Source organism: Micromonospora sp. WMMD961 (assembly GCF_029626145.1).
Classification (GTDB): domain Bacteria; phylum Actinomycetota; class Actinomycetes; order Mycobacteriales; family Micromonosporaceae; genus Micromonospora.
The window spans coordinates 3,612,997-3,636,971 of the sequence record NZ_JARUBJ010000002.1; the positions used below are offsets into that span (position 1 = coordinate 3,612,997).

General features: G+C 73.4%; 26 protein-coding genes. 17 read left to right on the top strand and 9 right to left on the bottom strand.

The genetic code is table 11. From position 1 onward, the window contains the following. Window positions 1-50 precede the first annotated feature (50 nt). From O7614_RS16360 to O7614_RS16380, 5 genes are all read left to right on the top strand, one after another. Entirely contained in the window at window positions 51-1,826 is a 1,776-nt protein-coding gene (locus O7614_RS16360) for an ABC transporter ATP-binding protein (RefSeq protein ID WP_278139323.1), read from the top strand. A 76-nt stretch (window positions 1,827-1,902) separates the two neighbouring features. After that, window positions 1,903-4,194 (top strand): accessory Sec system translocase SecA2, encoded by a 2,292-nt coding sequence (gene secA2, locus O7614_RS16365; protein ID WP_278139324.1) that lies wholly within the window; start codon window positions 1,903-1,905, stop codon window positions 4,192-4,194. A 181-nt stretch (window positions 4,195-4,375) separates the two neighbouring features. Further along, window positions 4,376-5,116, top strand: a complete 741-nt coding sequence (locus O7614_RS16370; RefSeq protein WP_278139325.1) for a GAF and ANTAR domain-containing protein — start codon at window positions 4,376-4,378, stop codon at window positions 5,114-5,116. A 235-nt stretch (window positions 5,117-5,351) separates the two neighbouring features. Continuing rightward, window positions 5,352-5,849, top strand: a complete 498-nt coding sequence (locus tag O7614_RS16375) for a DUF2231 domain-containing protein (RefSeq protein ID WP_278139326.1) — start codon at window positions 5,352-5,354, stop codon at window positions 5,847-5,849. Window positions 5,850-6,028: 179 nt separating this feature from the next. Further along, a complete protein-coding gene (locus O7614_RS16380; RefSeq protein WP_278139327.1) occupies window positions 6,029-6,787 on the top strand; it encodes a class I SAM-dependent methyltransferase in 759 nt (252 codons plus the stop codon). 54 nt (window positions 6,788-6,841) lie between these two features. Here the strand turns inward: O7614_RS16380 and O7614_RS16385 are convergent, their stop codons facing one another. After that, the gene (locus O7614_RS16385) at window positions 6,842-7,789 is read right to left on the bottom strand and encodes a DUF3500 domain-containing protein (RefSeq protein WP_278139328.1); all 948 of its coding nucleotides are present in this window, start codon (window positions 7,787-7,789) and stop codon (window positions 6,842-6,844) included. A gap of 32 nt (window positions 7,790-7,821) precedes the next feature. Next, the gene (locus O7614_RS16390; protein ID WP_278139329.1) at window positions 7,822-8,214 is read right to left on the bottom strand and encodes an ankyrin repeat domain-containing protein; all 393 of its coding nucleotides are present in this window, start codon (window positions 8,212-8,214) and stop codon (window positions 7,822-7,824) included. A gap of 60 nt (window positions 8,215-8,274) precedes the next feature. Here O7614_RS16390 and O7614_RS16395 point away from each other — a divergent pair, with 60 nt between their 5' ends. From O7614_RS16395 to O7614_RS16425, 7 genes are all read left to right on the top strand, one after another. Next, window positions 8,275-8,652 carry a signal peptidase I gene (locus O7614_RS16395; protein ID WP_278139330.1) on the top strand — a complete coding sequence of 126 codons (378 nt, stop codon included), beginning with the start codon at window positions 8,275-8,277 and terminating at the stop codon, window positions 8,650-8,652. Window positions 8,653-9,007: 355 nt separating this feature from the next. After that, the gene (locus O7614_RS16400) at window positions 9,008-9,613 is read left to right on the top strand and encodes a winged helix-turn-helix domain-containing protein (protein WP_278139331.1); all 606 of its coding nucleotides are present in this window, start codon (window positions 9,008-9,010) and stop codon (window positions 9,611-9,613) included. A gap of 41 nt (window positions 9,614-9,654) precedes the next feature. Further along, a complete protein-coding gene (locus O7614_RS16405; RefSeq protein ID WP_278139332.1) occupies window positions 9,655-10,317 on the top strand; it encodes a uridine kinase in 663 nt (220 codons plus the stop codon). Window positions 10,318-10,481: 164 nt separating this feature from the next. Beyond that, window positions 10,482-10,880 carry a TraR/DksA C4-type zinc finger protein gene (locus O7614_RS16410; protein ID WP_278139333.1) on the top strand — a complete coding sequence of 133 codons (399 nt, stop codon included), beginning with the start codon at window positions 10,482-10,484 and terminating at the stop codon, window positions 10,878-10,880. Between the two features lie 48 nt (window positions 10,881-10,928). After that, a complete protein-coding gene (locus O7614_RS16415) occupies window positions 10,929-11,801 on the top strand; it encodes a DUF72 domain-containing protein (RefSeq protein WP_278139334.1) in 873 nt (290 codons plus the stop codon). Window positions 11,802-11,911: 110 nt separating this feature from the next. Then, on the top strand, window positions 11,912-12,097 hold the full coding sequence (locus O7614_RS16420; protein ID WP_278139335.1) for a hypothetical protein: 186 nt from the start codon (window positions 11,912-11,914) through the stop codon (window positions 12,095-12,097). Beyond that, window positions 12,090-12,518 (top strand): DUF2267 domain-containing protein, encoded by a 429-nt coding sequence (locus tag O7614_RS16425; RefSeq protein ID WP_278139336.1) that lies wholly within the window; start codon window positions 12,090-12,092, stop codon window positions 12,516-12,518. Before O7614_RS16420 ends, O7614_RS16425 begins: the two co-directional genes overlap by 8 nt. 42 nt (window positions 12,519-12,560) lie before the next feature. Here O7614_RS16425 and O7614_RS16430 read toward each other — a convergent pair whose 3' ends face one another. Beyond that, entirely contained in the window at window positions 12,561-13,325 is a 765-nt protein-coding gene (locus tag O7614_RS16430; protein WP_278139337.1) for a DUF72 domain-containing protein, read from the bottom strand. 157 nt (window positions 13,326-13,482) lie between these two features. Between O7614_RS16430 and O7614_RS16435 the strand changes: the two genes are divergently transcribed. Together O7614_RS16435 and O7614_RS16440 are read left to right on the top strand one after the other, a co-directional pair. Further along, window positions 13,483-13,788, top strand: a complete 306-nt coding sequence (locus tag O7614_RS16435; RefSeq protein ID WP_278139338.1) for a hypothetical protein — start codon at window positions 13,483-13,485, stop codon at window positions 13,786-13,788. A gap of 11 nt (window positions 13,789-13,799) precedes the next feature. Then, window positions 13,800-15,074, top strand: a complete 1,275-nt coding sequence (locus tag O7614_RS16440) for a cupin domain-containing protein (protein WP_278139339.1) — start codon at window positions 13,800-13,802, stop codon at window positions 15,072-15,074. 70 nt (window positions 15,075-15,144) lie between these two features. Here the strand turns inward: O7614_RS16440 and O7614_RS16445 are convergent, their stop codons facing one another. The 5 genes from O7614_RS16445 to O7614_RS16465 form a co-directional block, all read right to left on the bottom strand. Further along, window positions 15,145-15,807: a hypothetical protein gene (locus O7614_RS16445; RefSeq protein ID WP_278139340.1), complete on the bottom strand. Its 663-nt coding sequence runs from the start codon at window positions 15,805-15,807 to the stop codon at window positions 15,145-15,147. Next, window positions 15,804-18,479: an FtsK/SpoIIIE domain-containing protein gene (locus O7614_RS16450; protein WP_278139341.1), complete on the bottom strand. Its 2,676-nt coding sequence runs from the start codon at window positions 18,477-18,479 to the stop codon at window positions 15,804-15,806. The genes O7614_RS16445 and O7614_RS16450 overlap by 4 nt, the downstream gene beginning before the upstream one ends. After that, a complete protein-coding gene (locus O7614_RS16455; protein WP_278139342.1) occupies window positions 18,472-19,587 on the bottom strand; it encodes a hypothetical protein in 1,116 nt (371 codons plus the stop codon). The genes O7614_RS16450 and O7614_RS16455 overlap by 8 nt, the downstream gene beginning before the upstream one ends. Before the next feature lie 6 nt (window positions 19,588-19,593). Then, a complete protein-coding gene (locus O7614_RS16460; protein ID WP_130400840.1) occupies window positions 19,594-19,854 on the bottom strand; it encodes a hypothetical protein in 261 nt (86 codons plus the stop codon). 152 nt (window positions 19,855-20,006) lie between these two features. Then, the gene (locus O7614_RS16465) at window positions 20,007-20,399 is read right to left on the bottom strand and encodes a hypothetical protein (protein WP_278139343.1); all 393 of its coding nucleotides are present in this window, start codon (window positions 20,397-20,399) and stop codon (window positions 20,007-20,009) included. Window positions 20,400-20,540: 141 nt separating this feature from the next. On the opposite strand from O7614_RS16465, the gene O7614_RS16470 reads away from it, so the two are divergent. The 3 genes from O7614_RS16470 to O7614_RS16480 are packed head-to-tail and all read left to right on the top strand — an operon-like array spanning window position 20,541 to window position 23,652. Next, window positions 20,541-23,099: an ATP-dependent Clp protease ATP-binding subunit gene (locus tag O7614_RS16470; protein ID WP_278139344.1), complete on the top strand. Its 2,559-nt coding sequence runs from the start codon at window positions 20,541-20,543 to the stop codon at window positions 23,097-23,099. Continuing rightward, window positions 23,096-23,302 (top strand): hypothetical protein, encoded by a 207-nt coding sequence (locus tag O7614_RS16475; protein WP_278139345.1) that lies wholly within the window; start codon window positions 23,096-23,098, stop codon window positions 23,300-23,302. Before O7614_RS16470 ends, O7614_RS16475 begins: the two co-directional genes overlap by 4 nt. Continuing rightward, window positions 23,302-23,652 (top strand): DUF3140 domain-containing protein, encoded by a 351-nt coding sequence (locus O7614_RS16480; RefSeq protein WP_278139346.1) that lies wholly within the window; start codon window positions 23,302-23,304, stop codon window positions 23,650-23,652. The genes O7614_RS16475 and O7614_RS16480 overlap by 1 nt, the downstream gene beginning before the upstream one ends. A 59-nt stretch (window positions 23,653-23,711) precedes the next feature. Here the strand turns inward: O7614_RS16480 and O7614_RS16485 are convergent, their stop codons facing one another. Further along, window positions 23,712-23,957, bottom strand: coding sequence for a hypothetical protein (locus O7614_RS16485; RefSeq protein ID WP_238672161.1), 246 nt, complete (start codon window positions 23,955-23,957; stop codon window positions 23,712-23,714). Window positions 23,958-23,975 lie beyond the last annotated feature (18 nt).

Sequence of the window (23,975 nt, forward strand, 5' to 3'; positions counted from 1 at the left end):
CGGCCCGGACCGCGCCCGGGTGGGTGACGCGGCGGACTACCGTTCCCGGCATGAGCACCCCGAAGGACCGGCCGGTCAGCACCCCGAAGGACCGGTCGGTCGGCCTGGCCGCGCTGCTGCCGTACCTGCGTGAGCACCGCGGCACCCTGGTCGTGGTGGGTGTGCTGTCGCTGGTCGGCGCGGCGGCCTCGCTGGCACAGCCGCTGCTCACCCGGTCGGTGCTCGACCGGATCGGCGCCGACCACCCGGTATCCGGACTGGTGACGGTCCTGGTTGCCCTCGTGGTGCTCGGCGCGGCGATCGGCGGGCTGCGCGACTACCTGCTGCAACGCACCGCCGAAGGTGTGGTGCTGGGCACCCGGCGACGGCTCGCCAGTCACCTGCTGCGGCTGCCCATCGCCGAGTACGACAGCCGACGCACTGGCGACCTGCTCTCCCGGGTCGGTTCGGACACCACACTGTTGCGCGCGGTCGTCACCTCCGGACTCTTCGAGACGGTCACCGGAGCGGTGACAGTGGTCGGCGCCGGCACCGCCATGGTGCTGCTCGATCCGCTGCTGTTCGGCATCACCCTGCTCGGGGTGGCGCTGGGGCTGGGCTTCGCCGTCACCTTCGCCCGCCGGGTCCGGGCGCTGGCCCGCGCCGCCCAGGAGCGGATCGGCGAGATGACCTCGGCGGTGGAGCGGGCCATCTCGGCGGCCCGGACCATCCGGGCCAGCCGCGCCGAGACCCGGGAGGCGCAGACCGTCACCGGAAGCGCGCGGGAGGCGTACGCGGCCGGACTGCGGGTGGCCCGGGTGCAGTCACTGGTCGGCCCGATCGGCTCGATCACCGTGCAGGGCGCGTTCCTGCTGGTGCTCGGCATCGGCGGGGCACGGGTCGCCGCCGGGGCGATCTCGGTCGGCGACCTGGTCGCCTTCGTCATGTACCTGTTCCTCCTGGCGCTGCCGCTGGCCCAGGTGCTGCGGGCGTACACCCAGTTGCAGTCGGGTCTGGGTGCCCTGCAGCGGATCGAGGAGATCCTCGCCGTGCCCGCCGAGGGCGCGGCGGACCGGCCGGCGCCCCCGGTCGCGACGGCGGCCCCGCGCGGCCCGACGCCCATGATCGAGTTCGATGGGGTGGGGTTCGGCTATCCGGGCGGCGAGTCGGTGCTGCACGAGGTCAGCTTCACGGTGCCCGCCGGCACCCGTACCGCGCTGGTCGGCCCCTCCGGCGCCGGCAAGTCCACCCTGCTGGCCCTGGTCGAGCGCTTCTACGAGGTGAGTGCCGGCGCGATCCGACTGGACGGCGCTGACGTGCGCGACCTGCCTCGCGACGCGCTTCGGGCCCGGCTGGGCTACGTCGAGCAGGAGGCCCCCGTGCTGGCCGGCACGCTGCGCGAGAACCTGTTGATCACCGCTCCGGACGCCACCGACGACCGGTTGCGCGAGGTCCTGGCCGAGGTCAACCTCGCGCACCTGGCGCAACGCACCCCCCAAGGGCTGGACGTCCAGGTGGGGGAGGGCGGCGTGCTGCTCTCCGGAGGTGAGCGGCAGCGCCTGGCCATCGCCCGCGCGCTGCTCGCCGGCCCGCCGGTGCTGCTGCTCGACGAGCCGACCAGCAACCTCGACTCGCGCAACGAGGCCGCCCTGCGCCGCGCCATCGACGCGGTGGCCGTCCGGCGGACGCTGTTGATCGTGGCGCACCGGCTCGCCACCGTGGTCGACGCCGACCAGATCGTGGTCCTCGACGGTGGCCGGGTGGTGGGTGTCGGCACCCACGCCGAACTGGCCGACACCGACCCGCTCTACCGGGAACTCGCCAGCCACCAACTGCTGGTCGGCTGACCGACGTCCCATCGCCGCGAACTTGCCGGGCGACCGGGCCGCGCACGGCGGCCGGAATCGCGTACCGTTGCCGCTCATGGGTGTGTCGCAACGGTTCAAGAGCAAGTTCCGGCGGTTCCTCCAGCGCCCCGGCTCGACCGTGGATCTTGCTCCGCTGGAGAAGCTGCTGCCGGCGATCGAGGCGCGCGAGGATCAGCTCGCCGCGCTCGACGACGCCGAGCTGACCGAGGCCGCGGGCGCCGCCGCCGGTTACGAGGAGATCTGCGCGATCGGCCGCGAGGCCGCCCGCCGTGGCCTCGACCAGCGGCCGTACGACGTGCAGCTGCTCGGCGCCATGTCGCTGCTCTCCGGCAAGGTCGCCGAGATGGCCACCGGTGAGGGCAAGACACTGACCGCCACGATCGCGGCGTACGGGCACGTACGGCTCGGCAACGGGCCGGTGCACGTGCTCACCATCAACGACTACCTGGCCCGCCGCGACGCCCAGTGGATGGAGCCGGTCTACACCCTGCTCGGCCTCACCGTGGGCTGGGTCAACGAGGCGTCCTCCCCGCAGGAGCGGCGCGACGCGTACGCCTGCGACGTCACCTACGTCTCGGTCAGCGAGGCGGGTTTCGACTACCTGCGCGACCAGCTGGTCACCGACGTGGAGGACCGGGTGCAACCCCCGCTGACCACCGCGATCGTCGACGAGGCCGACTCGATCATGATCGACGAGGCGCGGGTGCCGATGGTCCTGGCCGGCGCGGTGCCGGGCGAGCAGGACCCGGTGCACGCCGCCGCCGCGCTGGTCCGGGGTCTGCGCAAGGGCAAGCACTTCACGGTCGCCGAGGACGGCCGGAGCGTGGCGTTCACCTCCGCCGGCCTGGCCGCCATCGAGGCCAAGCTCGGCATCGACCTGTACGACGAGGAGCACGTCGAGCAGCTCTCCGCGGTCAACGTCGCGCTGCACGCGCACGCCCTGCTGCACCGTGACGTGGACTACATCGTCCGGGACGGCTCGGTCGAACTGGTCGACGAGATGCGCGGCCGGGTGGCCCAGCGCCGCCGCTGGCCGGACGGCCTCCAGGCCGCTGTCGAGGCCAAGGAGGGGCTGGACGCCACCGCCGAGGGCGAGGTGCTGGGCACCATCGCCATGCAGGCGTACATCGCGCTCTACCCGAAGGTCTGCGGGATGACCGCCACGGCGGTGCTGGTCGGCGACCAGCTGCGGGAGTTCTTCAACCTCGAGGTCGCGGTGATCCCGCCGAACACCCCGTGCATCCGCGAGGACGAGCCGGACCGCATCTACGCCACCCGGGCGGAGAAGGACGACGCGCTGATCGACGAGATCCAGCGCTGGCACGCCAAGGGTCGTCCGGTGCTGGTCGGCACCCTGGACGTCAAGGAGTCCGAGGGGCTGGCCGCCGGTCTCAACGCCGCCGGGGTGCCCTGTGTCGTGCTGAACGCCAAGAACGACGACGAGGAAGCGGCGATCATCGCCGAGGCCGGCGCGTACGGCGCGGTGACCGTGTCCACCCAGATGGCCGGGCGGGGTGTCGACATCCGGCTCGGTGGCAGCGACCAGAGCGACCAGGAGCGGGTCGCCGAGCTGGGCGGGCTGTACGTGATCGGCAGCGGCCGGCACGACAGCCGTCGGGTCGACGACCAGCTGCGCGGTCGGGCCGGCCGGCAGGGCGACCCGGGTGGATCGGTCTTCTTCGTGAGCCTGGAGGACGACCTGGTCGTCCGGCACGCCGCGGACGCGGTGCCGGCCTCCCCGCGGATGAACGCCGACGGCCTGGTGACCGACGAGCAGGTGGACTACGCCGTCGAGCACGCCCAGCGGGTCGCCGAGGGTGTCAACCACGAGATCCACCGCAACACCTGGCGCTACAGCGTGGTGATCGAGCAGCAGCGCAAGGCCCTCGCCGCCCGCCGCGAGCGGCTGCTGACCAGCGACGTCGCCGCGGTGATGCTGCTGGAGAAGGAGCCCGAGAAGGCCGGCGAGATGGACGAGGACCTGCTCGCCCGGGCAGCCCGTTCGATCGCGCTCTACCACCTGGACCGGCTCTGGGCGGAGCACCTGGCCGAGTTGTCGGAGGTCCGCGAGGGCGTGCACCTGCGCGCGCTGGGCCGGCTCGACCCGCTGGACGAGTTCCACCGGGCCGCCGTGCCGGCGTTCAACGACCTGATCCCGGAGATCGAGTCGCGCACCATCGCCACCTTCAACGAGACCGAATTCGATGAGGACTGGCAGGCCGACGACGGCACTCTGGTCCGGCCCACCGCCACCTGGACGTACCTGGTGCACGACAACCCGTTCGGCTCCGAGCTGGACCGGCTGATCGCCTCGATCGGGCGTCGACTCAGCGGCGCCTCCCGCTGACGTAGGTCTTCGGGGTCCCTTTTCGTGCGCACTCGCGTGGCAAGGGGCCCCGATTTACGTCGTTTCGACCTAGGTTTGCCAGGGTAGTAGGGCTGGTCGGTCAAGTCGGGAGAGAGCAGACGATGACACAGGTGACGATGCTCGGCGGGCAGGCGCGGACGGGCACGGAGGCTGCGAACCGGTGAACCTCGACACGCGGGAGCCGGTGGTGCAGACCCTCGGTGTCCTGGAAACCGCCGCGCTGTTGCGGGAACTGACCGCAGGGTTGATCGCGCTGACCGATTTCGACGAGGCGCTGCTGGCGCTGGTCCGGGTGACCCGGGACGCCGTGGCCGGGGTGCGCTGGTGTGGGTTCACCGCCCTGCGCGCTGGCGAACCGGCCGGTGTGGCCGCCTCCGACGAGCGGCTGGCCGGTCTGGACGACCTGCGACATGGTCCGGACTCGCCGGCGATGAGCGCCGTCCAACGCCGCGAGATGATCCTGGCCGTCGACCTGACCGCCGAGACCCGCTGGCCGGTCTGGACGGCGCGCGCCCGTGACCTCGGCGTCCGCGGGGTGATCTCCGCGCCGGTGGACATCGACGACCAGGTGATCGGCGCGATCAACCTCTACGCCGCCGCCCCGGACCTGCTCACCCCGCAGCACCAGTTGACCGCGATGCTGCTCGCCGAACACGCCGGTCTGCTGCTGGCCGCCGTTCGCGACCGTAAACGGCAACTCGCCCTCGCCGGCGAACGGGACGCCGCGCTGCTGCACGACGGTGTGGTGGGCCAAGCCGTCGGCGTGATCATGACGCAGCGCGGGTGTCCACCGGCCGAGGCCCTCGACGTGCTGCGTACCGCCGCGGCGTCGCTGGACATCCCGCTGCGCGAGGTGGCCGAACGACTGGTCCACACGGTGTCCCGCCCTCGCGACGCCTGACCACGCTCGCCCCCTGTCCGTACGGTGGCCTGCGCCGCGCCCGGTGATCAACTCGGGTTCCTCGAAGGCTCGGTATCCACGGCGGTGGGATGGCCCGGTCTCTGGAAACGCGAGTTGATCAGGGCATTCGGTGTCCGTTCGCCCGGTCATCGGCGAGTCGGGCGGAATCGTTTCGCCCCGAACGTGCTCGGGTAGCACTCTGGTCGAGTGAGCTGCGCCGACCCGGGGAGGACCGATGCAGAGCCGGTTGCGAGTGCAGGGGCATCCGATCCAACCGATGCTGGTGACGTTCCCGCTGGGGCTCTTCGTCAGCGCCACCATCTTCGACCTCACCGACGTCGTCGGCGGCCCGGCGATCCTGGGTGAGGTCGGCTACTGGACCGGCGTCGCCGCGCTGGTCGCCGCGGCGCTGACCGCCGTGGCGGGGATGGTCGACCTGTGGGACGTACCGGGGGACCGCACCCGCCGTACCGCGATCGCCTTCAACCTGGTGAACGCGGTGATGGCCGGCATGTTCCTGCTCACCTGCCTGGCCCGGTCGCACTCCCCGCAACGAGGGGCGTCAGCCGCGATCCTGGTCACCGAGCTGGTCGCGCTGGCCGTTGGCGGGGTCGGCGTGCACCTGGGCGCCCGGCTGATGCGCCAGTTCGACGCCGGCCGGGCCGAGGCCGGCGGCCTGGAGGCGCTCGCCGGCTCCACCGGCGAGATCCCTCGCCCCTGGCCCAGCCGCTGACCCGACCGTGTCGGGCCCCGCGCGGCGGAAGCACCAGCTCAGCCTCGGCGGAGAGCTGCCACTGCCCAGGGCCCCGCGCAGCGCGAGCGCCGCGCCGCGGCCGTCCCGGCACGACAGGACGACCGGTGCGGCGGCAAATGGGTTGCCGGCCGGTGTGACCGGCCGCGAGGCTGGCCGCCATGGACGCCGAGCGTGACGCCGAGGAACTGGTCGCTGAGGCCGCTGCCGCCCCGGTCGACGGGTGGGGCTTCGGCTGGCTGGCCGGCCGGGCCACCGAGGAACGCCCACCCTGGGGGTACGCCCGCCTGGTCGCCGATCGGATGGCGCGCGCCACCTGCGCGCTGGACGTGGACACCGGCGGTGGGGAGGTGCTCGCCGAGGTGCCACGGCCACCGAAGCTCCTGACGGCCACCGAGGGTTGGCCGCCGAACGTGGAGGTCGCCCGGCGGACCCTGCGACGGGTGGGTGCGACGGTGGTGGCGGTCGACCCGGACGGGCCGCTGCCCTTCCGCGACGCCTCCTTCGACCTGGTGGTCAGTCGGCATCCGGTGCGTACCGACTGGGCGCAGACGGCCCGGGTGCTGCGACCGGGCGGGACGTTCCTGTCCCAGCAGATCGGCGCGGGCACGATGCGGGAGCTGAGCGAGGCGATCCTCGGTCCGCTGCCGCCGCCGACCGCGCGGCACCCCGAGCACGCGGTCGCCGCCGCCGAGGCGGCCGGGCTGCGGGTGGTCGACCTGCGCCGGGCGTCCCTGCGGGCGGAGTTCTTCGACATCGGGGCGGTGGTCTGGTTCCTGCGCAAGGTGATCTGGACGGTGCCCGGCTTCACCGTGGACCGCTACCGTGACCGGCTGCGCGACCTGCATCGCCGCATCGTCGAGGACGGCCCGTTCGTGGCCCACGCCGAGCGGTTCCTCATCGAGGCCATCCGATCCTGAGCGCCGCCGTGATCAGCCCGCCCAGGCGGCGTGGCAGGGCCGGGTGGGCCTCGCCTAGTGGTGGGTTCGGTGGTGTCCGGCCAGGACGTCGGCGCCGAAGTCGCTGGCGGGGCGACGGAGGACGGTGTGCGCGTGGTTGCCGTCCGGGCTCGTGTTGTCGTACTCGATCAGCAGGTCGTCGCCCTGCACCCGGTAGTAGTGCCGCTGTCCGGGGCGGGTGGGGCCGGCCCAGGCGAAGTGCAGCGGGCCGGCGTCCAGTCGAGCCGCCTCCCGGATGGCCAGTTCGGGTGGCAGCCGGTCCAGGTACAGCGCGACCACCTGGTCGAGCAGCGCGCGACCGGTCGGCCCCATCCGGTCGGCCGGTACGCCGAGTGGCTCCAGCGGCGCGTCGACCGTCCCTCTGGTGGCGCTGATGATGTCCCGCGGTGCCTCGTCGGCGATGACCGCGGCGGCCCGTTCGGCGGGGCCCAGCGCGTCGAGCAGCGCCAGGGCGAGGTCCTCCTCCACGCCGAGTGGGCGGGAGACCGGGCGGCCGGCGTAGCGCACCGCCGCCGGGTTGGCGCCGAAGAAGATCGGGGCGGGGGAGACCTGGTTGTCGACCACGGTCATGGTCACCGACAGGTGGTGCCCTTCGAACCGCCACCCCCAGCGGTCGTCGCGCGCCGGGTCGCCGAACACGGCCACCCAGTAGTCAGCGCTGTGCCGTCCACGCTGCCAGTCCTCGGCTCGGTCCAGCACCTCCTCCAGCGCGATGATCGCCATCGCCTGCGCGTACGCCGAACGGCTGAGCGCGGTGGCCAGCAGTCGGTGGGCCGCTTTGCGGCCGGCGACGTCCATCGCGGCGAGGCTGACGCCGGGTCGGGGTCGGGGGCGGTACTCCAGCCAGCGTCGGGCCGACTCGTCGTCGAACGGGTGCACGGCGCTCTCGCGGGCGGCGGGGTCGAGCGCGGCCAGCAGCGTGGTGCTGGCGGCTCGCATCTGCTCGGGCAGAGGATCTTCCACCGACCCTGTATACCGGCCCGTGCGGGCTGGTGTCAGCCGGCGCGCAGCAGCTCCGTCATCTCCGGCAGGTCGAAGAACTGCGCGGTCTCCAACGCCGACGGGTTGCCGTGTGCCGGGTCGGCGCCGGCGGCGAGGAGCGCGCGGACCCCGTCGGTGTTGCTGCGGAAGACCGCTGCGGCCAGGGCCGTCTGACCCCGGTCGTTGGCCCGCGAGTGGTCGGCGCCGCGACTGAGCAGGGCGGCCACCGTGTCCGGGTGGGCGTGGTACGCGGCCAGGATCAGCAGTGTGTCGCCCTTGTCGTTGGTGAGGTTGACCGGCAGGCCGGCGTCGAGCTGCGCGGCCAGTTCCTCGGTGGAGCCGGCGCGGGCCAGGTCGAACATCCGGTGCGCGAACGCCAGCGTCTCGGCGTCGAGGTCGTCGGTCACCCGTCCAGGCTACGGCCTGTCCTGATAGGTTGCTCGGCCGGCGTGCTGGGGGAGGGTCCGATGGTCGAGACGGTGTACGTGGGCAACGCGGGTGTCGACGGTGCCACCAACGCCGGCTGGTTGCTCGGGCACTTCGCGCCGGCGGGGGAGATCCGGCACAGCACCGACGTCGAGGTGAAGTGGGGTGTGCACCCGCCCGGGCAGGCCCGGTCGCGGTGGGCCACGGGGGAGCGACGGACCACCCTGCTCGTGCTCGTCGAGGGCTGCTTCCGGGTGGAGTTGCCCGACCGGACGGTACGGCTGGCGTTGCCGGGTGACTACGTGGTGTGGGCCCGGGGGGTGGACCATTCGTGGTTCGCCGAGCGCGCGTCGGTGGTGTTGACGGTGCGCTGGCCCTCGTTGCCCGGTTACCGGGTGGACCCGCCGGTGGTGCGCTGACCGACTGTCGAGCCGACCAGCGTCCCGGTGGGTGGAATTACCTATTAAAGCCATAGGTTTTGCCGCCTGTAGTACGAGGGCACCCCGCCGCACGGACCACAGCCGTTAAGCCCTGGTCCGGCGGCCGGCGACCACCCCGTGGAACCGGGCGGGGACCCCCGTATCGGGGCATCTCGGCGACTCTGCTGTAATCATCAAGTTCGTACGCAGAGCGAGCGCCCAGCTCCGATGTGTTCGTCAATTGTCACATTCATGCAACGCCGCCGCCTCTTGACCCTTGCCCGGGTGCCGGGAAGCATCGATGAGGCGGCGTCCCGGGCCGTGGGGAGATACCCGGACCAGCCCAAGGAGGACCATGTCGGTCAGCCCCGCCTCGTCGCGCGCCGGATGGCACACGTCGCAACCCGCGGTGCCCGGTCGGCCGCCCGGCGGTCAGCGTCGCCCGGCGAACACCGCGACGCCCGTGCTCACCGTGACGCTGTCCATCCCGCTGGCCTGTGAGGAGTCGCTGACCCCGGCGGCACGTCGGCTGCTGGAGGCCGCCCGCGAGATGCTCGAACGCGGCGAGGGCGTGATCATCGGGTCCGTGCCGAGCGAACGCCGCCCCGACCCGGCGCCCGCCAACCGGTCGCCGACCCGGGCGGTCAGCCCGACCATCCCCGCCCTGCACATTCTGGCCTCGTCCCGTTCGGTGCTGCGCGACGACGAGCCGCTGCCGCTGACCAGGTTGGAGTTCGACCTGCTGCTGCACCTGGTCGCCCATCCGCGCCGGGTGTTCACCCGACTGCAACTGCTCAACGCCGTCTGGGGCTACGAGCACGCCGGCGTGCGCACCGTCGACGTGCACGTGCGTCGGCTGCGCGGCAAGGTCGGCATGGACGTGCCGCTGGTCACCACCGTCTACGGCGTGGGCTACCGGCTGGCCGACGACGCCCGGGTCACCATCGACCGCACCGGCTGACCCACGTCACCGACCTGCCCGACGCGGGGCAGGATGGTCCGGTGCGCATCCGTCCGATCTCGCCCGACCTGCTCGTCACCGAGCTGACCGACCGGCTGGCCGACGCCGCGACCGGCGCAGGGCTCGCCGACGCCGGGCCCGCGCGGCTGCGGGTGGCGATCGACGGCGCCTCTGCCGCCGGCCCGGACGAGCTGGCCGCCGCCCTCGTCGACCCGCTACGCGCCCAGGGCCGCCCGGTGTTGCACGTACGTGCCACCGACTTCCTCCGCCCCGCGTCGCTGCGCTTCGAACTGGGCCGCACCAACCCGGACTCCTTCTACGAGGGCTGGGTCGACGAGGCCGGACTGCGTCGGGAGGTCCTCGACCCGGCCGGCCCGGGCGGCACCGGCCGGGTGCTCCCGTCGCTCTGGGACGCCGACGCCGACCGGGCCAGCCGGGCCCGCTACGTCGACCTGCCACCCGGAGGCGTCGTCCTGGTCAGCGGTCCGCTGCTGCTCGGCGGCGGGCTGCCGTTCGACGTCACCGTCCACCTGGAGCTGTCCTCGGCGGCGCTGCGTCGGCGTACCGAACCGACCCAGGCGTGGATGCTGCCGGCGTTCGACAGGTACGCCGAGGAGGTCGTCCCGGCGAGCTTCGCCGACGTGGTGGTACGGGTCGACGACCCCCGCCGCCCCGCGCTCGTGGAGCCCGACGGCGACGCCTGACAACCGCGAGAAATTCGCCGGTTTGCCCCGCCGATCCGGCGGGTACTCGCCCGGCTCACAGGGCGCGGGTGATCGCCCGCGTACCGAACGCGACCGTGACCGGGGCTCGACGCCGCCGGCACCCGGTTCACCGTGAGCCACAGGCTTAGGAAAGGCAGGCAGCGATGCTCGTCCACGACACGGTCGACACGAACCGTTCCCAGCAGGAAATCGACCAGATCCGGCTCTCGCTCCAGGCGCGCTACGACGAGCTGACCGCCGAGTACGACCAGGCCGTGCTCCAGAGCCAGGTGCTGCGGCTGGTGGAGGTCGGCGACACCGCCGGGGACGACCAGGCCGACAGCGGCACCAAGACGGCCGAGCGGGACACCGCGCAGTCCCTGTTGCGCACCATCCTGGACCGCCGCGCCCAGTACGAGCACGCCCTGGGCCGGCTCGCCGAGGGCACCTACGGCTGGTGCGAAGGCTGCTCGGCGGCGATCCCGGTGGAGCGGCTGGAGATCTTCCCGTCCGCCACCACCTGTGTGACCTGCAAGCAGACCCGCGAACGGCGGGCGGCCTGAGCGACGCCAGCGGTTGCCGGTCGGTCCGCGGCGCGATGGACTTGAGCCATGGGTGACATCCTGGTGGGCACCGCGTCCTGGACCGACCGCACGCTGCTGGACTCGGGCTGGTATCCGCAGACCGCGGACAACCCGGAGAAGCGGCTGGCCTACTACGCGCGGCAGTTCCCGCTGGTCGAAGTGGACGCCACCTACTACTCGCCGCCCGCCGAGGCGACCGCGCGGCTGTGGGCCGACCGCACCCCGGCCGGGTTCACCTTCAACATCAAGGCGTTCAGTCTGCTGACCGGGCATCCCACCAAGGTCAGCGCCCTCTACAAGGACCTGCGTCCGGAGACCGACAAGAAGAACGTCTACCCCGACGACCTGCCCGCGCAGTCGTACGAGGAGGTCTGGACGCGTTTCCTGTCCGCGCTGGACCCACTTGTCGAGGCGGGCAAGCTGGGTGCGTTGCTGTTCCAGTTCCCGCCCTGGTTCACCATCAAGCGGGCCAACAAGCAGTACCTGCTGGAGGTGGCGAAGCGCTGCGCGCCGCTGCGCCCGGCCTACGAGTTCCGGCACGCCTCCTGGTTCGACGGCGACAACGCCGACGAGACCCTGGCCTTCCTGCGCGAGCACCAACTGCCGTACGTCTGCGTGGACATGCCGCAGGGCCACCGTTCGTCGCTGCCGCCGGTCCTGGCCGCCACCGCGGATCTCGCGGTCATGCGCTTCCACGGCCACAGCGACAAGTGGACCAGCAAGGACATCCACGAGAAGTTCGGCTACCACTACTCCAAACGGGAGTTGGCCGACTGGGCGCCGAAACTGCGTGAGCTGGCCGACGAGGCCGGTCAGACGCACGTACTCATGAACAACTGTTACCGCGACTACGCGCAGACCAACGCCACCACCCTCGCGAATCTCCTCGACGCCGGCTGACCTCATCCGATCCGGGTGGGGCCGCCTCACCCGCACCGCCGGCACTGTGGTCACGGTGGGTACGGCCGCCCGGGGGTGGCCGACGCCGCAGACGACACGGAGGTGACGGGATGACGGTTCGAGTGGTGACGGATCGGCGGCGCGGTGCCGTCCTGCACGTGGTCGGCACGGCCGACAACACCCGGCGCGCAGCGCAGGGCAGCCCGGTGCGGGCCCGCCGAGGCCCGGTGGGGCCGCCACGGCGCGCCGACGACCGACGATGGGACACCTCGGAACGGGGGTCGACCGATGGCTGACGCGATGATCTCAGCGTTCGAGTCCTCGCTGGACAAGACCAACCTCATTCTCAAGGACATCGAGGACGCCTACGGTTGGCCGAAGGAACGGCGCAACCAGTCGTACGCCGCCCTGCGCACGGTGCTGCACCTGCTGCGCGACCGGTTGCCGGTGGACGAGAGCGTCGAGTTCGCCCAGCAGTTGCCGGTGCTGGTGCGGGGGATCTACTTCGACGGCTGGGTGCCGTCCGACGTGCCGATCAAGCTCAACCGGGACGACTTCCTCTACGAGGTCCGGCAGGGCTTCCCGTACGACGCGGAGGGCGGCCCGGAACGGGTGACGCAGGTGGTGCTGGACACGCTGCGCCGACACGTCACCCAGGGCGAGTGGCAGGACGTGAAGGACACCATGCCGAAGGACCTCGCCACGATGATGCCGTGACGGCCTGACCCCGCGAGCCCGCCCGACCACCGTCGGGCGGGCTCAGTGGTCGGCGGCGGTGGGCACCCGGGACACCGGGTGCCCGGCCCCACGGGCCAGCGCCGCGAACGCGACGGCGTCCTCGATCGCGGCGCCGCCCGGGTCGTTGTTGAAGTAGACGTACGCGGGCTCGTCCGCGCCGAAGGCGTCGGTCAGCCGACCCACCCACGACCGGAGCGCGGCGCGACCGTAGTGCGGCCAGGGCCGCGCCCGCCCCTCGTGCAGCCGCAGGTAGCCGAAGTCGGTGGTGCGCCAGCGGGGGGCGACCGGGCGGCCCAGCCGGTCCGCCCAGACCAGCGCGGCCCGCCGCCGTTCCAGCACAGCCCGGGTGGCGTCGGTCCACCAGGAGGAGTGGCGCGGCTCGACCGCGACCCGCACCTCCGCCGGAAACAGCCGCAGCGTCTCGTCCAGCGCGTCGACGTCCGCCCGCAGGTTCGGCGGGAGTTGCAGCAGCACCGGGCCGAGCCGGTCGCCGAGGGCGGTGGCGCGGCCGAGGAACCGGGCCACCGGCTCCGCCGGGTCGCGCAGCCGCTTGATGTGGGTGAGGTAACGGCTCATCTTCACCGCCACGCAGAAGTCCGCCGGGGTCCGCTCCCGCCAGTCGGCGAAGGTGTCCCGCTCCGGCAACCGGTAGAAGGCGTTGTTGACCTCGACAGTGGCGAACCCTGCGGCGAAGTGCTCCAGCCAGAGTCGCTGCGGCAGCCGCTGCGGGTAGAAGCGGCCCCGCCAGTCCCGGTACTGCCAGCCGGAGGTGCCCACCAGGATCACCACCCCATCCTGGCACTCTCCGCCGCCGCTCGCGAACCGCCCGTGTCGCCCCGATTCGGCGTCTACGGTGAGGGTTAGGAAAGATCGCGCGTGGGGTACCACCCGCAGCACGACGGACCCCGGCGCACGGCGGGGCGGCACACCCGAGGGAGTACCGATGGCACTCAACGATGACGACATGCAGACCATGGGCGGCGGCGGCGCGGAGGGCCCGGCCGACGGCGGTGCGACCCCGGGCCAGCACGACGGTGGCGCGGACGGTAGCGCGGAGGGCCCCGCTGACGGCGGTGCGACCCCGGGCCAGCACGACGGTGGCGCGGACGGTAGCGCGGAGGGCCCCGCTGACGGCGGCGCCACCCCGGGCCAGCACGACGGCGGCGCGGACGGTGGGGCGGAGGGCCCCGCCGACGGCGGGGCCACCCCGGGCCAGCAGGACGGCGGCGCCGACGGCAGCGCGCGGTAACGGCGCAGACCATGACACACCTCGACCCGCCGGGCGGCCACGGCCGTCCGGCGGTTCCGTCTGCATTGGCCGCCGCAGCGCTGGCCCGCTGTGTGTCGGTCGAACCAGCCAAGTTCGCCGCCGCGCACTGGGGACACACCCCGCTGCTGTCCCGCGCCGCCGAGCTGCCCGACCCGGCCGGCTTCACCGACCTGCTCAGCCCCGCCGACGCCGACGAACTGCTGAGCCGGCGCGGTCTGCGTACCCCTTTCCTGCGCGTCGCCAAGGACGGCCAGTTGGTCGCGTCCACGCGCTGGACCGGCGGTGGCGGCGCGGGGGCAGAGATCGGCGACCAGGTGCTCGACGAGCGGGTGTTGGAGCAGTACGCCTCCGGCGCCACCCTGGTGCTGCAGGGCCTGCACCGGATCTGGCCGCCGATTGTCGACTTCGCCCGCGACCTGGGCCTCGCGCTCAACCAGCCGCTTCAGGTCAACGCCTACCTCACCCCGGCGGGCAGTCAGGGGTTCGCCACCCACTACGACACCCACGACGTGTTCGTGCTCCAGGTCGACGGCCGCAAGCACTGGCGGATCCACCCGCCGGTGCTGGCCGACCCGCTGGAGAGGCAGCCGTGGGGTGGGCGCGCCGACGAGGTCGGGGCCACCGCCCAGGGGCCCGCCGCGCTGGACGTGGTGCTCGCCCCCGGTGACGCCCTCTACCTGCCCCGGGGTTGGCTGCACAGCGCGCAGGCGCAGGAGGCCAGTTCGCTGCACCTGACCGTGGGCATCCGCGCGCTGACCCGATACGCGCTGGTCGAGGAGTTGTTGGCGCTGGCCTCCGAGGACCAGCGGTTGCGGGCCAGCCTGCCGTTCGGCACCGACGTCGCCGACCCGGACGCCATCGAGCCGGAGCTGACCGAGACGGTCGAGGCGTTGCGGGACTGGCTGCTGCGCGCCGACCCCGGCGCGGTCGCCGCACGGCTGCGGCAGCGCGCCTGGCCCGCGGCCCGCCCGGCGCCGATCCGACCACTTGCCCAGGCCGACGCGCTGGCCACCCTGGACGCCGACTCCCGGGTCACAGTGCGGCCCGGTCTGCGCTGGCAGGTGGTGCCGCACGATGCCGACACGGTGGCGCTGCGGCTCTTCGACCGGACGATCACCCTGCCCGCCGAATGCGAGCCGGCGGTTCGCGCCCTGCTCAGCGGTGTGGCGACCCGGGTCGGTGACCTGCCCGGCCTGCCCGACGACGCCGACCGGGTCACGCTCACCCGCCGACTGCTGCGCGAGGCCGTCCTGGTCCCGGCCTGAGGTCGGGCCGGTCGGTCGGTCGCGTCCCCGCGGTGGACGACGCGGGCGGCGACCCCCGCCATCCCGCGCGTCAGCGGCCGAGCACCAGCAGCAGGACGGTGGTCAGCAGGCCCGCGCCGAGGACCACGGTGATCGGCCGCGGCCCGAGCACCGCGTGCCGGCGGTCGGCCAGCACGCGGGCCGGCACCAGCCCGACCAGCGGCCCGAGCAGCGTGACCACCAGCGCCAGCACCGGCAACCCGACCGCCAGGTCGCCGCCGTACCCGACGCCGAGCGCGCGGGCACCGGCACCCAGCGCGTACGCCAGGACACCGCCGGCCACTCCGCAGAGCGCCAGCAGCGGGTTGACCGAACCCGGTAGCTCGCCTGGCTGCCCGGCCCGGTCGAGCAGGTCACGGGCCTTGGCGAGCAGCAGCACAGGGTCGGTGGCTCCGACCCCGTTCGCCGGGGCGGGTGGGCCGCCGAGGCGGCGGACGCCGAGGCGCGAGCGGGCCTGCTGCCACAGGTGGGCCACCTCGGCGTCGACCCGTTCCTGCTGCTCACGGGCGGCGACAAGCTCCTCCTCGGCGCTCTGGAGTTGCTCGGCGGCCTCGGCGACGGCCCGCTCGGCGGCGGCGCACTGCCGCTCGTGCCAGGTGTGCGCCTCGGCGCGCTGCTCGCGCACCCGCGCGGTGAGGTCGGCCAGCCGCCGCAGCTGCGCCGTGTACGTCTCGCTGGTCACCGGTTCGTTCATCGAGCCGGTCCATACGGGATGATCACCTGTCCGGTGCGGTGCACCGCCCGGTCGAAGAAGAGCCCCCGCCAGGGGCGGGGATACCAGTCCGGGCCACCGGTGCCCGGGTAGAGCGACGAGCCCAACTCGCCGCCGTGCGCGTCCAGGGCCACCCAGGCACCGATCTGGTCGGTACGGGACGCCGGCCCACCAAGATCGGCGCGCATCCGGGCGACGCCCCGCCACCAGGCCAGCACGTGCGTGCGTCGTTCCGGCCCGTCGTGCATGATCCGGCGTAGCTGCTCCAGGCCGGTCCGCCGACCCGCGCGGGCGGCCAGCGCACCTGCTGCCGCGTCCACCGCGAAGAGCAGCAGGTAGTGCGGGCCCGCCGGGCCGCTGAGCCCGTCGGCCGTTTCGGCCATCAGCTCACCGACGGTCTCCTCGTCGTACCAGGCGGCGTCGTCGGCCAGGTCGTCGTAGAGGGCGCGGGCGATCGGGTCGGCGTCCGGGTCGAGGCAGGCGATGGAGAACCGGGCGGTGCCCGGCGGGTGCTGTCGAGCCAGCGACCGGGCCGCCGCGTCGAGCACCGCGCACGCCTCGTCGACGCGGGTGCCGAGCACCGCGAGGTTGCGGCCCGGGGCGCGCGGCAGCCGCAGCGCCGCCGAGCGGGACTGCACGTCGATGATCTCGCCGAGCAGCGCCACCGGGTTGCGCGGCGCGGTCCCGTCCGGGGGCACGGCGAGCGCCCGGAAGTCCGGGGCGTCCGCCAGCCGGGGGATCGCGTCGCCGTCGAAGAGTCGGGCGGGCGCCGCGTCGGGGGCGCGCATCCGCCACAGCCGGTGCTGCAACCCGCTCCAGGTCTCCCAGTCGCTGGCCGACGGGATGCGGGCCACCTCGTTGCCCTCCACCATGCCCGACTCGGCGTTGACCACCGCGTGCCAGCGCGGCAGCGACTGCGCCGCGTCGTTGCGCTCGGCGAGGATCCGCAGCGCCTTGGGCAGCGCGATGCGCAGGGTGAACTGGGCGACCAACGCCGGTCGGCCCCACAACGCCTCGATGCCCCGGACGTCCTGCGAGGCGAGCACCAGGTGGATGCCCTGCGACCGGCCCCGGCGGGCCAGGTCCTCCAGCAGGTCGGCCGCCTCCCGGGCCACGACGTCCCGGCCGGCCAGCAGCATCTGGAACTCGTCGACCACCGCCACGATCCGCGGCCAGTGCCCGGTCGGGTCGACCGCCCGCAGCTCGGCCAGCTTGGTCACCTCGTGCTTCTTGGCCGCGTCGGCGCGTCGGCGCAACTCCTCGGCGAGGAAGCGCAGCAGCGCCAGCCCGAACTCCCGGTCGGTGTTGACGTTGATGCCGACCAGCCGCATGTGCGGCAGCCAGCTGGGGTCGCGCCGGCCCTGCGCGAACCGGGCGAAGGACACCCCCTCCTTGAAGTCCAGCAGGTAGAACTCCAGCTCGGCGGGGGAGTAGCGGGCGGCGAGGGCGCCGATCCACGCGAAGATCAGGTTGGTCTTGCCGGTGCCGGACGGCCCGCCGATCAGCGCGTGCGGTGGATAGTCGCCAAGCGTCAACCGCACCGGCCGGCCGTGCGGGCCCTCACCGATCGGTGCGGTCAGCCCGTCGGCGGAGTCCTCCCGCCACATCAGCTCGGGCGGGGGCAGCAGGTCGGAGAAGGGGGTCGGCGGCGGGCCCTCGTTCACCCGGGCGGCGACGTCCCGGCAGGTCTCGGTGACCAGCGTCGCCGGTGGCGGTGGGTCCAGCCGGACCGGCAGCCCGGCCGAGCCACCGATCCGCGCGCCGGACACCCCGGCCACCACCCGGGTCACCGTCGGGTCCTCCGGCAACGGCACACCGTGCACCACCAGGTGTACGCCGCAGGCCGCGCCGGCCCGTACCACCCGGTCCAGTTGCCCGCGCTCGTGCCGGTTCAGCTCCTCACCACCGAGCAGCACCGCCACCCGCCACGGCTCGGGTCGTCGGCCGGTCGCCGCCGCCAGTTCGCGCAGCGACGCGTACTCACCGGCGAGGACCGTCTCGTTGATCCGGCGGATCTGCTCCACCAGGTCGTCAAGCAGTGGGCCCAGCCCGCCCGGGCCGACGAAGGTGAGCAGGCCCGCCGTGCCCAACGGGGAGAACCCGGCCAGACCGCCGCCGAGCTGATCCGGGTCGTACCCGATGAGTCGTACCGCCCCCGGGTCGGCGCGGCCCACAGCCCGCAGCAGCAACGCGGACACCACCGCGTCGCAGCCGGCGCGATCGTCGCCGGAGAGGTGGACGTGCCCGGCGTCGAGCAGTGGCACCAGCGCGGGCACCGGCTCGACGCCGTCGATCCGGACCGTGCCGACCCGCAGCGCGCCGGGCGGCTCGGCCCGGCGCGCGGGCGTCGGCGCCCACCCCGCCCAGTCGGCCCCCGCGCAACCCGGGGCCTCCTTCCGGGCGGCGTCGGCGGCCCGCCGCGCCAGCTCCGCGATCCTTGTGGAGAAGCGGGCGTCGATGTCGGCGACGCGGCGGTCCCGTTGGGCACCCACCCGCGCCGGTACGGCCGCCGCCGCCCGCTGCACCCGGGCCAGCCGTTCCCGCCCGACGGTCAGGTCGGCCTGGGCGGCGGACAGCCGGGTACGGGTGGCGCCCAACGCCTCGGCGAGAGTGTCCCGGACCCGGCTGGCCAGCTGACCGCGCCGGTCAGCCATCGGAGCCCCGACGCGTCGGCGCGTCCCGCCACGGGCTGCCCGAGCGTGGGGGCAGCCCTGCGGGGCGCGGCGGTGGCCCATCCGAGCGCGGCGGCAGGCCGCCGGAGCGCTGCGCGGCGGCGCTGCCCGGCCGCTGCACGGCACCCCCGGCACGGGGAACCGAGCCCGGCCGCCCGATCCCGCCCGGTTGCTGGGCCCGCGCCGGTTGCCCCGCGCCGCCCGGTTGCCCCGAGCCCGCCGGTTCTCCCGCCCCCGCCGGTTCTCTCGCACCGCCGACCGGCAGGTCCCGGCCGAGGCGGGCGAGCAGCAGCGCGGTCGTCACCCCGGCGGTCACCGCGGAGTCGGCGGCGTGCGGTGGCTCCCCGGAGGCGCGCGGTGGCGGCATCCGGCACACCCGGGTCAGCAGCGTCTCCAGCACCGGGGGCGGCAGCCCGGGCAGCAGGTCGCGGACGCGTCCGTCCAGCTCGCCACGCAGCCGCCCGAGGTCGGTGGCGCGGGGTGGGTGCCCGAGCAGCTCGCCGGCCAGCTCGCGCAGTAGCGGTGGTGCCAGCGCGGCCATGCCCAGGCCGACGTCGGCCGGGGCTCGGCGCAGCTCCTTGCGGAGCCGGTCCCGGTCGCCGGAGCGCACACCACCCACCACTCGCCGCAGCAACTCCTGGGAGTCGTCCACCCGCTCGTCGGGCTCCTCGTCGAGGCCTTCGCGCCCGCCGGTCAGTTCGGCCACCCGCACCGACCACCAGCGGCGCATCCGCACCTGCTCGGCCGGCTCGGCCGGCACCTCGGCGGGCCCGGACGTCGGCGGCGTGTCGTGTCGGGGAGCGCGTTGCTCGGGGCGGGGCGCCGGGGCGCCGTCCGCGCCGAGCCCGATCGCCGTCAGATAGGCCGACAGCTGCTCCTGGGCAACCCGCAGCGCGTAGCCGGCGCTCTCGGCGTGCTCGGTCGCGGCGGACAGCTCGGGCACTCCCATCGGGTTGGCCGATTCCTGGCGGACCCAGCGCAGTCGCTCCGCGGCCAGGCCGAACTTCTCCAGCGCCTGCCCCAACAGGGCCAGCGGGAACTCCTCGCTGGCGGCACGGACCTGCCCACCGACGTCCTCGATGATGGACATGACGGCCTACAGGGTGGCGACGTAGAGCTGCGCCTGCTCCACCGCGACCAGTGTCGCGGCGAGACACTCCTCCAGCTCCTGGCTGGCCTGTGTCAGCGACGCCTGGGCCGCCTCCACCGTCTCGTGCCCGCTGCCCTCCAGCGCCCCGGCGAGGGTCTGCTGCGCCTCGGACAGTTTCTCGCCGGCTGCCTGCACGGCTGTCTGCCCGTCCCCGATCTGTTGGAGGGCGACATCGATGGCAGCCTTCAACTCGGCGACGCTCGCCACGGCGGAACCTCCTGGGGGCGGGGAGATCTCCATTAGAGCCTATCGGCGGTTCCGAAAGAACATCCGCCCTGTCGGTGTTCCTGCCCGCCTGTCCGGAAGGCCCACGGAAGTGCCGGGAGTCCGTTCTGTGGGAGTCCCAGTGCGAGAATTTCTCAGCTGTTGGTCAGGGTCTCGCGTAGCCAGCGCGGCCCGTACACCTCGGCGCCGAGCGCGGTAACGCGCCCGCGCAACTCCCGGTCGGCCGTGACCACCAGCCGCCGGCGGTGCGGCGCGTCGGCCACCAGCTCGACCACCGTGTCGTCGCCGGAACCGGCGGCGGAGACCACCCGGACGCCCTCGGTGCCCTGCACGTCCCGCGCGGCCCCCTCGACCACCAGGACCACCTCCACCGGGGCGGGCAGCCGAGCCGGCAACCCGACGGTCGCCACCGGGGCGAGCGAGTCGCGCAACCGGGCCGCCGCGCCGGCGCGGTCCCGCCACCACCCGTTCGGGCGGGAGCCCACCACGTTGGCGCCGTCCACGATCAACAGCGGTGTCTCGTCCATCCCACCAGACTGCCACCATCGGCCGGCCCCGGCCCGGAGGCCACACCCGGCACGCCGGTCCGCCACCACCTGCGGCGTTTGTCGGGGCGCGCGTCGGGTAGCCCCTGCCGACCGTGCCGCGCCCGACTGCGGAGGACAGACATGATGGGACCCGGTGACATCGGCTCCGACCCGTGGGATGAATTCCTGGCCCGGTACTTCGGCCGGGGCGAGGGGGGACGCCGGCCACCGCACCGGGTCGACATCACCCGACTGATGACGGCCGACGCCCGGGAGATGCTGGCCGACGCGGCCCGACGCGCCGCCCAACGCCAGAGCAGCGACCTGGACACCGACCACCTGCTCTGGGCGGCGCTGCAACGCGAACCCCTGCGCGACCTGGTACGCCGGGCCGGCGCCGACCCGGACACCCTGCTCAACGCCCTCGGTGGCAAGGGTGACGGCGCGCCGCGCGGGGAGGTGCCACCCAACCTGTCGTTGACCCCCGCCGCCAAGCGGGCGTTGCTCGATGCCCATCAGCTCTCCCGGGCGATGGGCGCCAACTACATCGGCCCCGAACACATCCTGATGGCGCTGCCGCTCAACCCGGAGTCCCCGGCCGGGCGGATGCTGGCCGCCGGCCGGATCCAACCCGAGTCGTTGCAGGCCGCCAACGCCGAGCGCGGGCCGATGACCGGCCCGAAGCCGGATCGGGGCACCCCCACCCTGGACCAGTACGGGCAGGACCTCACCGACCTGGCCCGCAACGACCAGATCGACCCGGTGATCGGACGAGCCGACGAGATCGAGCAGGCCGTGGAGATCCTGTCGCGGCGTACCAAGAACAACCCGGTGCTGATCGGTGAGGCCGGTGTCGGCAAGACCGCCATCGTCGAAGGGCTGGCCGAACGGATCTGCGACGGCGACGTTCCGCAGACCCTGCTCGGCAAACGGGTCGTCCAACTCGACCTCGCGGGCCTCGTCGCCGGTACCCGCTATCGCGGTGACTTCGAGGAGCGGCTGAAGAAGGTGATCGACGAGATCCGGGCGCACCGCGACGAGCTGATCATCTTCCTCGATGAGATCCACACCCTGGTCGGTGCGGGAGGCGCCGGCAGCGAAGGCGGGATGGACGCGTCCAACATGCTCAAACCCGCCCTCGCGCGTGGCGAGCTGCGGGTGATCGGCGCGACGACGCTGGACGAGTACCGCAAGAGCATCGAGAAGGACGCCGCGCTGGCCCGGCGCTTCCAGCCGGTGCTGGTACCCGAGCCCAGCGTCGACGACACCATCGCCATCCTGCGCGGTCTGCGCGACCGGTACGAGGCACACCACCAGGTGCGCTTCACCGACGAGGCGCTGGTCGCCGCCGCCGAGCTGTCCGACCGGTACGTCACCGACCGGTTCCTGCCGGACAAGGCGATCGACCTCATCGACCAGGCCGGCGCGCGGGTGCGGTTGCGCACCCGTACCCCGGCGTCCGACGTGCGGGAGCTGGAGCAGGAGCTCGACGAGGTACGCCGGGACAAGGAACAAGCCGTCACCGACGAGCAGTACGAGCGGGCCTCCGCGCTGCGCGACCGGATCGCCGAGTTGGAGGACGCCATCCGCCGCGCCAATGGCGAGGACGGCTCGTCCGGCTCCCAGGTGCCCGAGGTGGGCCCGCAGGAGATCGCCGAGGTGGTGTCCCGGGCCACCGGCATCCCGGTCAGCCAGCTCACCGAGGAGGAACGCGACCGGCTGCTGCGCCTGGAGGGTCACCTGCATCAGAAGGTGGTCGGTCAGGACGACGCGGTCACCGCGGTCGCCGAGGCGGTCCGCCGCTCCCGGGCCGGGCTGGCCGACCCGGAGCGGCCGATGGGCAGCTTCCTGTTCCTCGGCCCGACCGGAGTCGGCAAGACCGAGCTGGCCCGCGCCCTGGCCGAGGCGCTGTTCGGCGAGGCGGACCGGATGGTCCGGGTGGACATGAGCGAGTTCCAGGAGCGGCACACCGTCAGCCGGCTGGTCGGCGCGCCACCCGGATACGTCGGCTACGAGGAGGCCGGCCAGCTCACCGAGGCGGTCCGTCGCCGCCCGTACGCGGTGGTGCTGCTCGACGAGATCGAGAAGGCCCACCCGGACGTGTTCAACATCCTGCTCCAGGTGCTCGACGACGGGCGGCTCACCGACAGCCAGGGCCGCACGGTGAACTTCAAGAACACCGTACTGATCATGACGAGCAACCTGGGCTCCGAGCTGATCACCGGCGCCCAGCGCGCGGTCGGCTTCGGCACCGGCGACGTGGGCAGCGAGCAGGAGAACGACGAGCTGCGCGAGCGGCTGATGCGCCGCCTGCAGGAGAACTTCCGCCCGGAGTTCCTCAACCGCATCGACGAGGTCATCATCTTCCGCCGGCTGGAGGCCGAGCAGTTGCGCGACATCACCGCGCTGCTGCTGGAGGAGACCCGCCGCCGCATGCATGCCCAGGACCTCCAGGTGGAGTTCACCACCGCGGGCATCGACTGGCTCGCCGAGCACGGCTACCAGCCGGAGTTCGGCGCCCGCCCGCTGCGCCGGGTGATCCAGCGGGAGGTGGACAACCACCTGTCCCGGATGCTGCTGGAGTCGGCGATCTCGCCGGGGCAGAAGGTCACTGTGGACGTCCGCGACGGCGCGCTCAGCTTCGACGTGAGCGCCGGCGAGCGCGGCTACACAGCCGCCACGACCACCCACCCACGATGAGCGGGCCGGCACGACCGGACGAGCACGAGGACCCGCACGAGCCCGGGAAACCCCGGGACGAGGACGACCACCCCGACCCGATCCTGGCGCCGCCCACCGCGAACCCCCGCAGGACGCGGGTGCCCGCCGAGGGCCTGCATCCGAAGACCGACCAGGAGGACGACCCGGAGACGTCCGGGCATCGCCGGCGAGAGGAGACCTGATGGTACGCGAAGCGCGGCTGGACCCCGAGGTGGAAGTGCTCTGGGAGGACTTCCACGCCGAGGTGAACGTCCCGTCGGAGCAGCTGCGCACCTGGCTGCTGACCCGGGGCTCCGGTGAGGACTCGTTCAGCCCGAACCCGGACCTCGACCTGCCCCAGCCGGGCCGGGAGATCCTCAAGGTGTTGAACAAGCGCAAGGTCGACCTCACCCCGGAGGACATCGAGGTGATGCGGGAGGCGGTCGAGCGCATCCGCGAGCTGATGGACGCCAAGCCGGCACGCGGCAACGCCGACGACGGCTGGCGGCACTCGCTGCTCGACCTGGGGCACGACCCGCTCGTCGAACGCTGAACGGTGCGCCGCTCGACGGTGCCGCCCCGCTGTGGGACGGCACCGTCGACGCGTTCGCACTACTGGCCCTGGTCGGGCTCCAGGCTGCCGATGGTCAGTCCGGCGGCGTCGGCCGCCGCGTCCCGGTCGCCGCGGGTCTGGTCCTCGCGGGTGAGCAGGTTGGCGTACTCGGTGACGTCGGCCGGGTCGGGCACCGTCGGCAGCCGACGCAGGAACGCCTCCACCTCGCGGGTGGCGGCGGTGTGCGCGGCGGCGGCCTGGCGCAGCAGTTCGCGGTCGTCGGCAGGCGGGTAGAGGTCCGTCATGTCCGCCAGATACCCGGC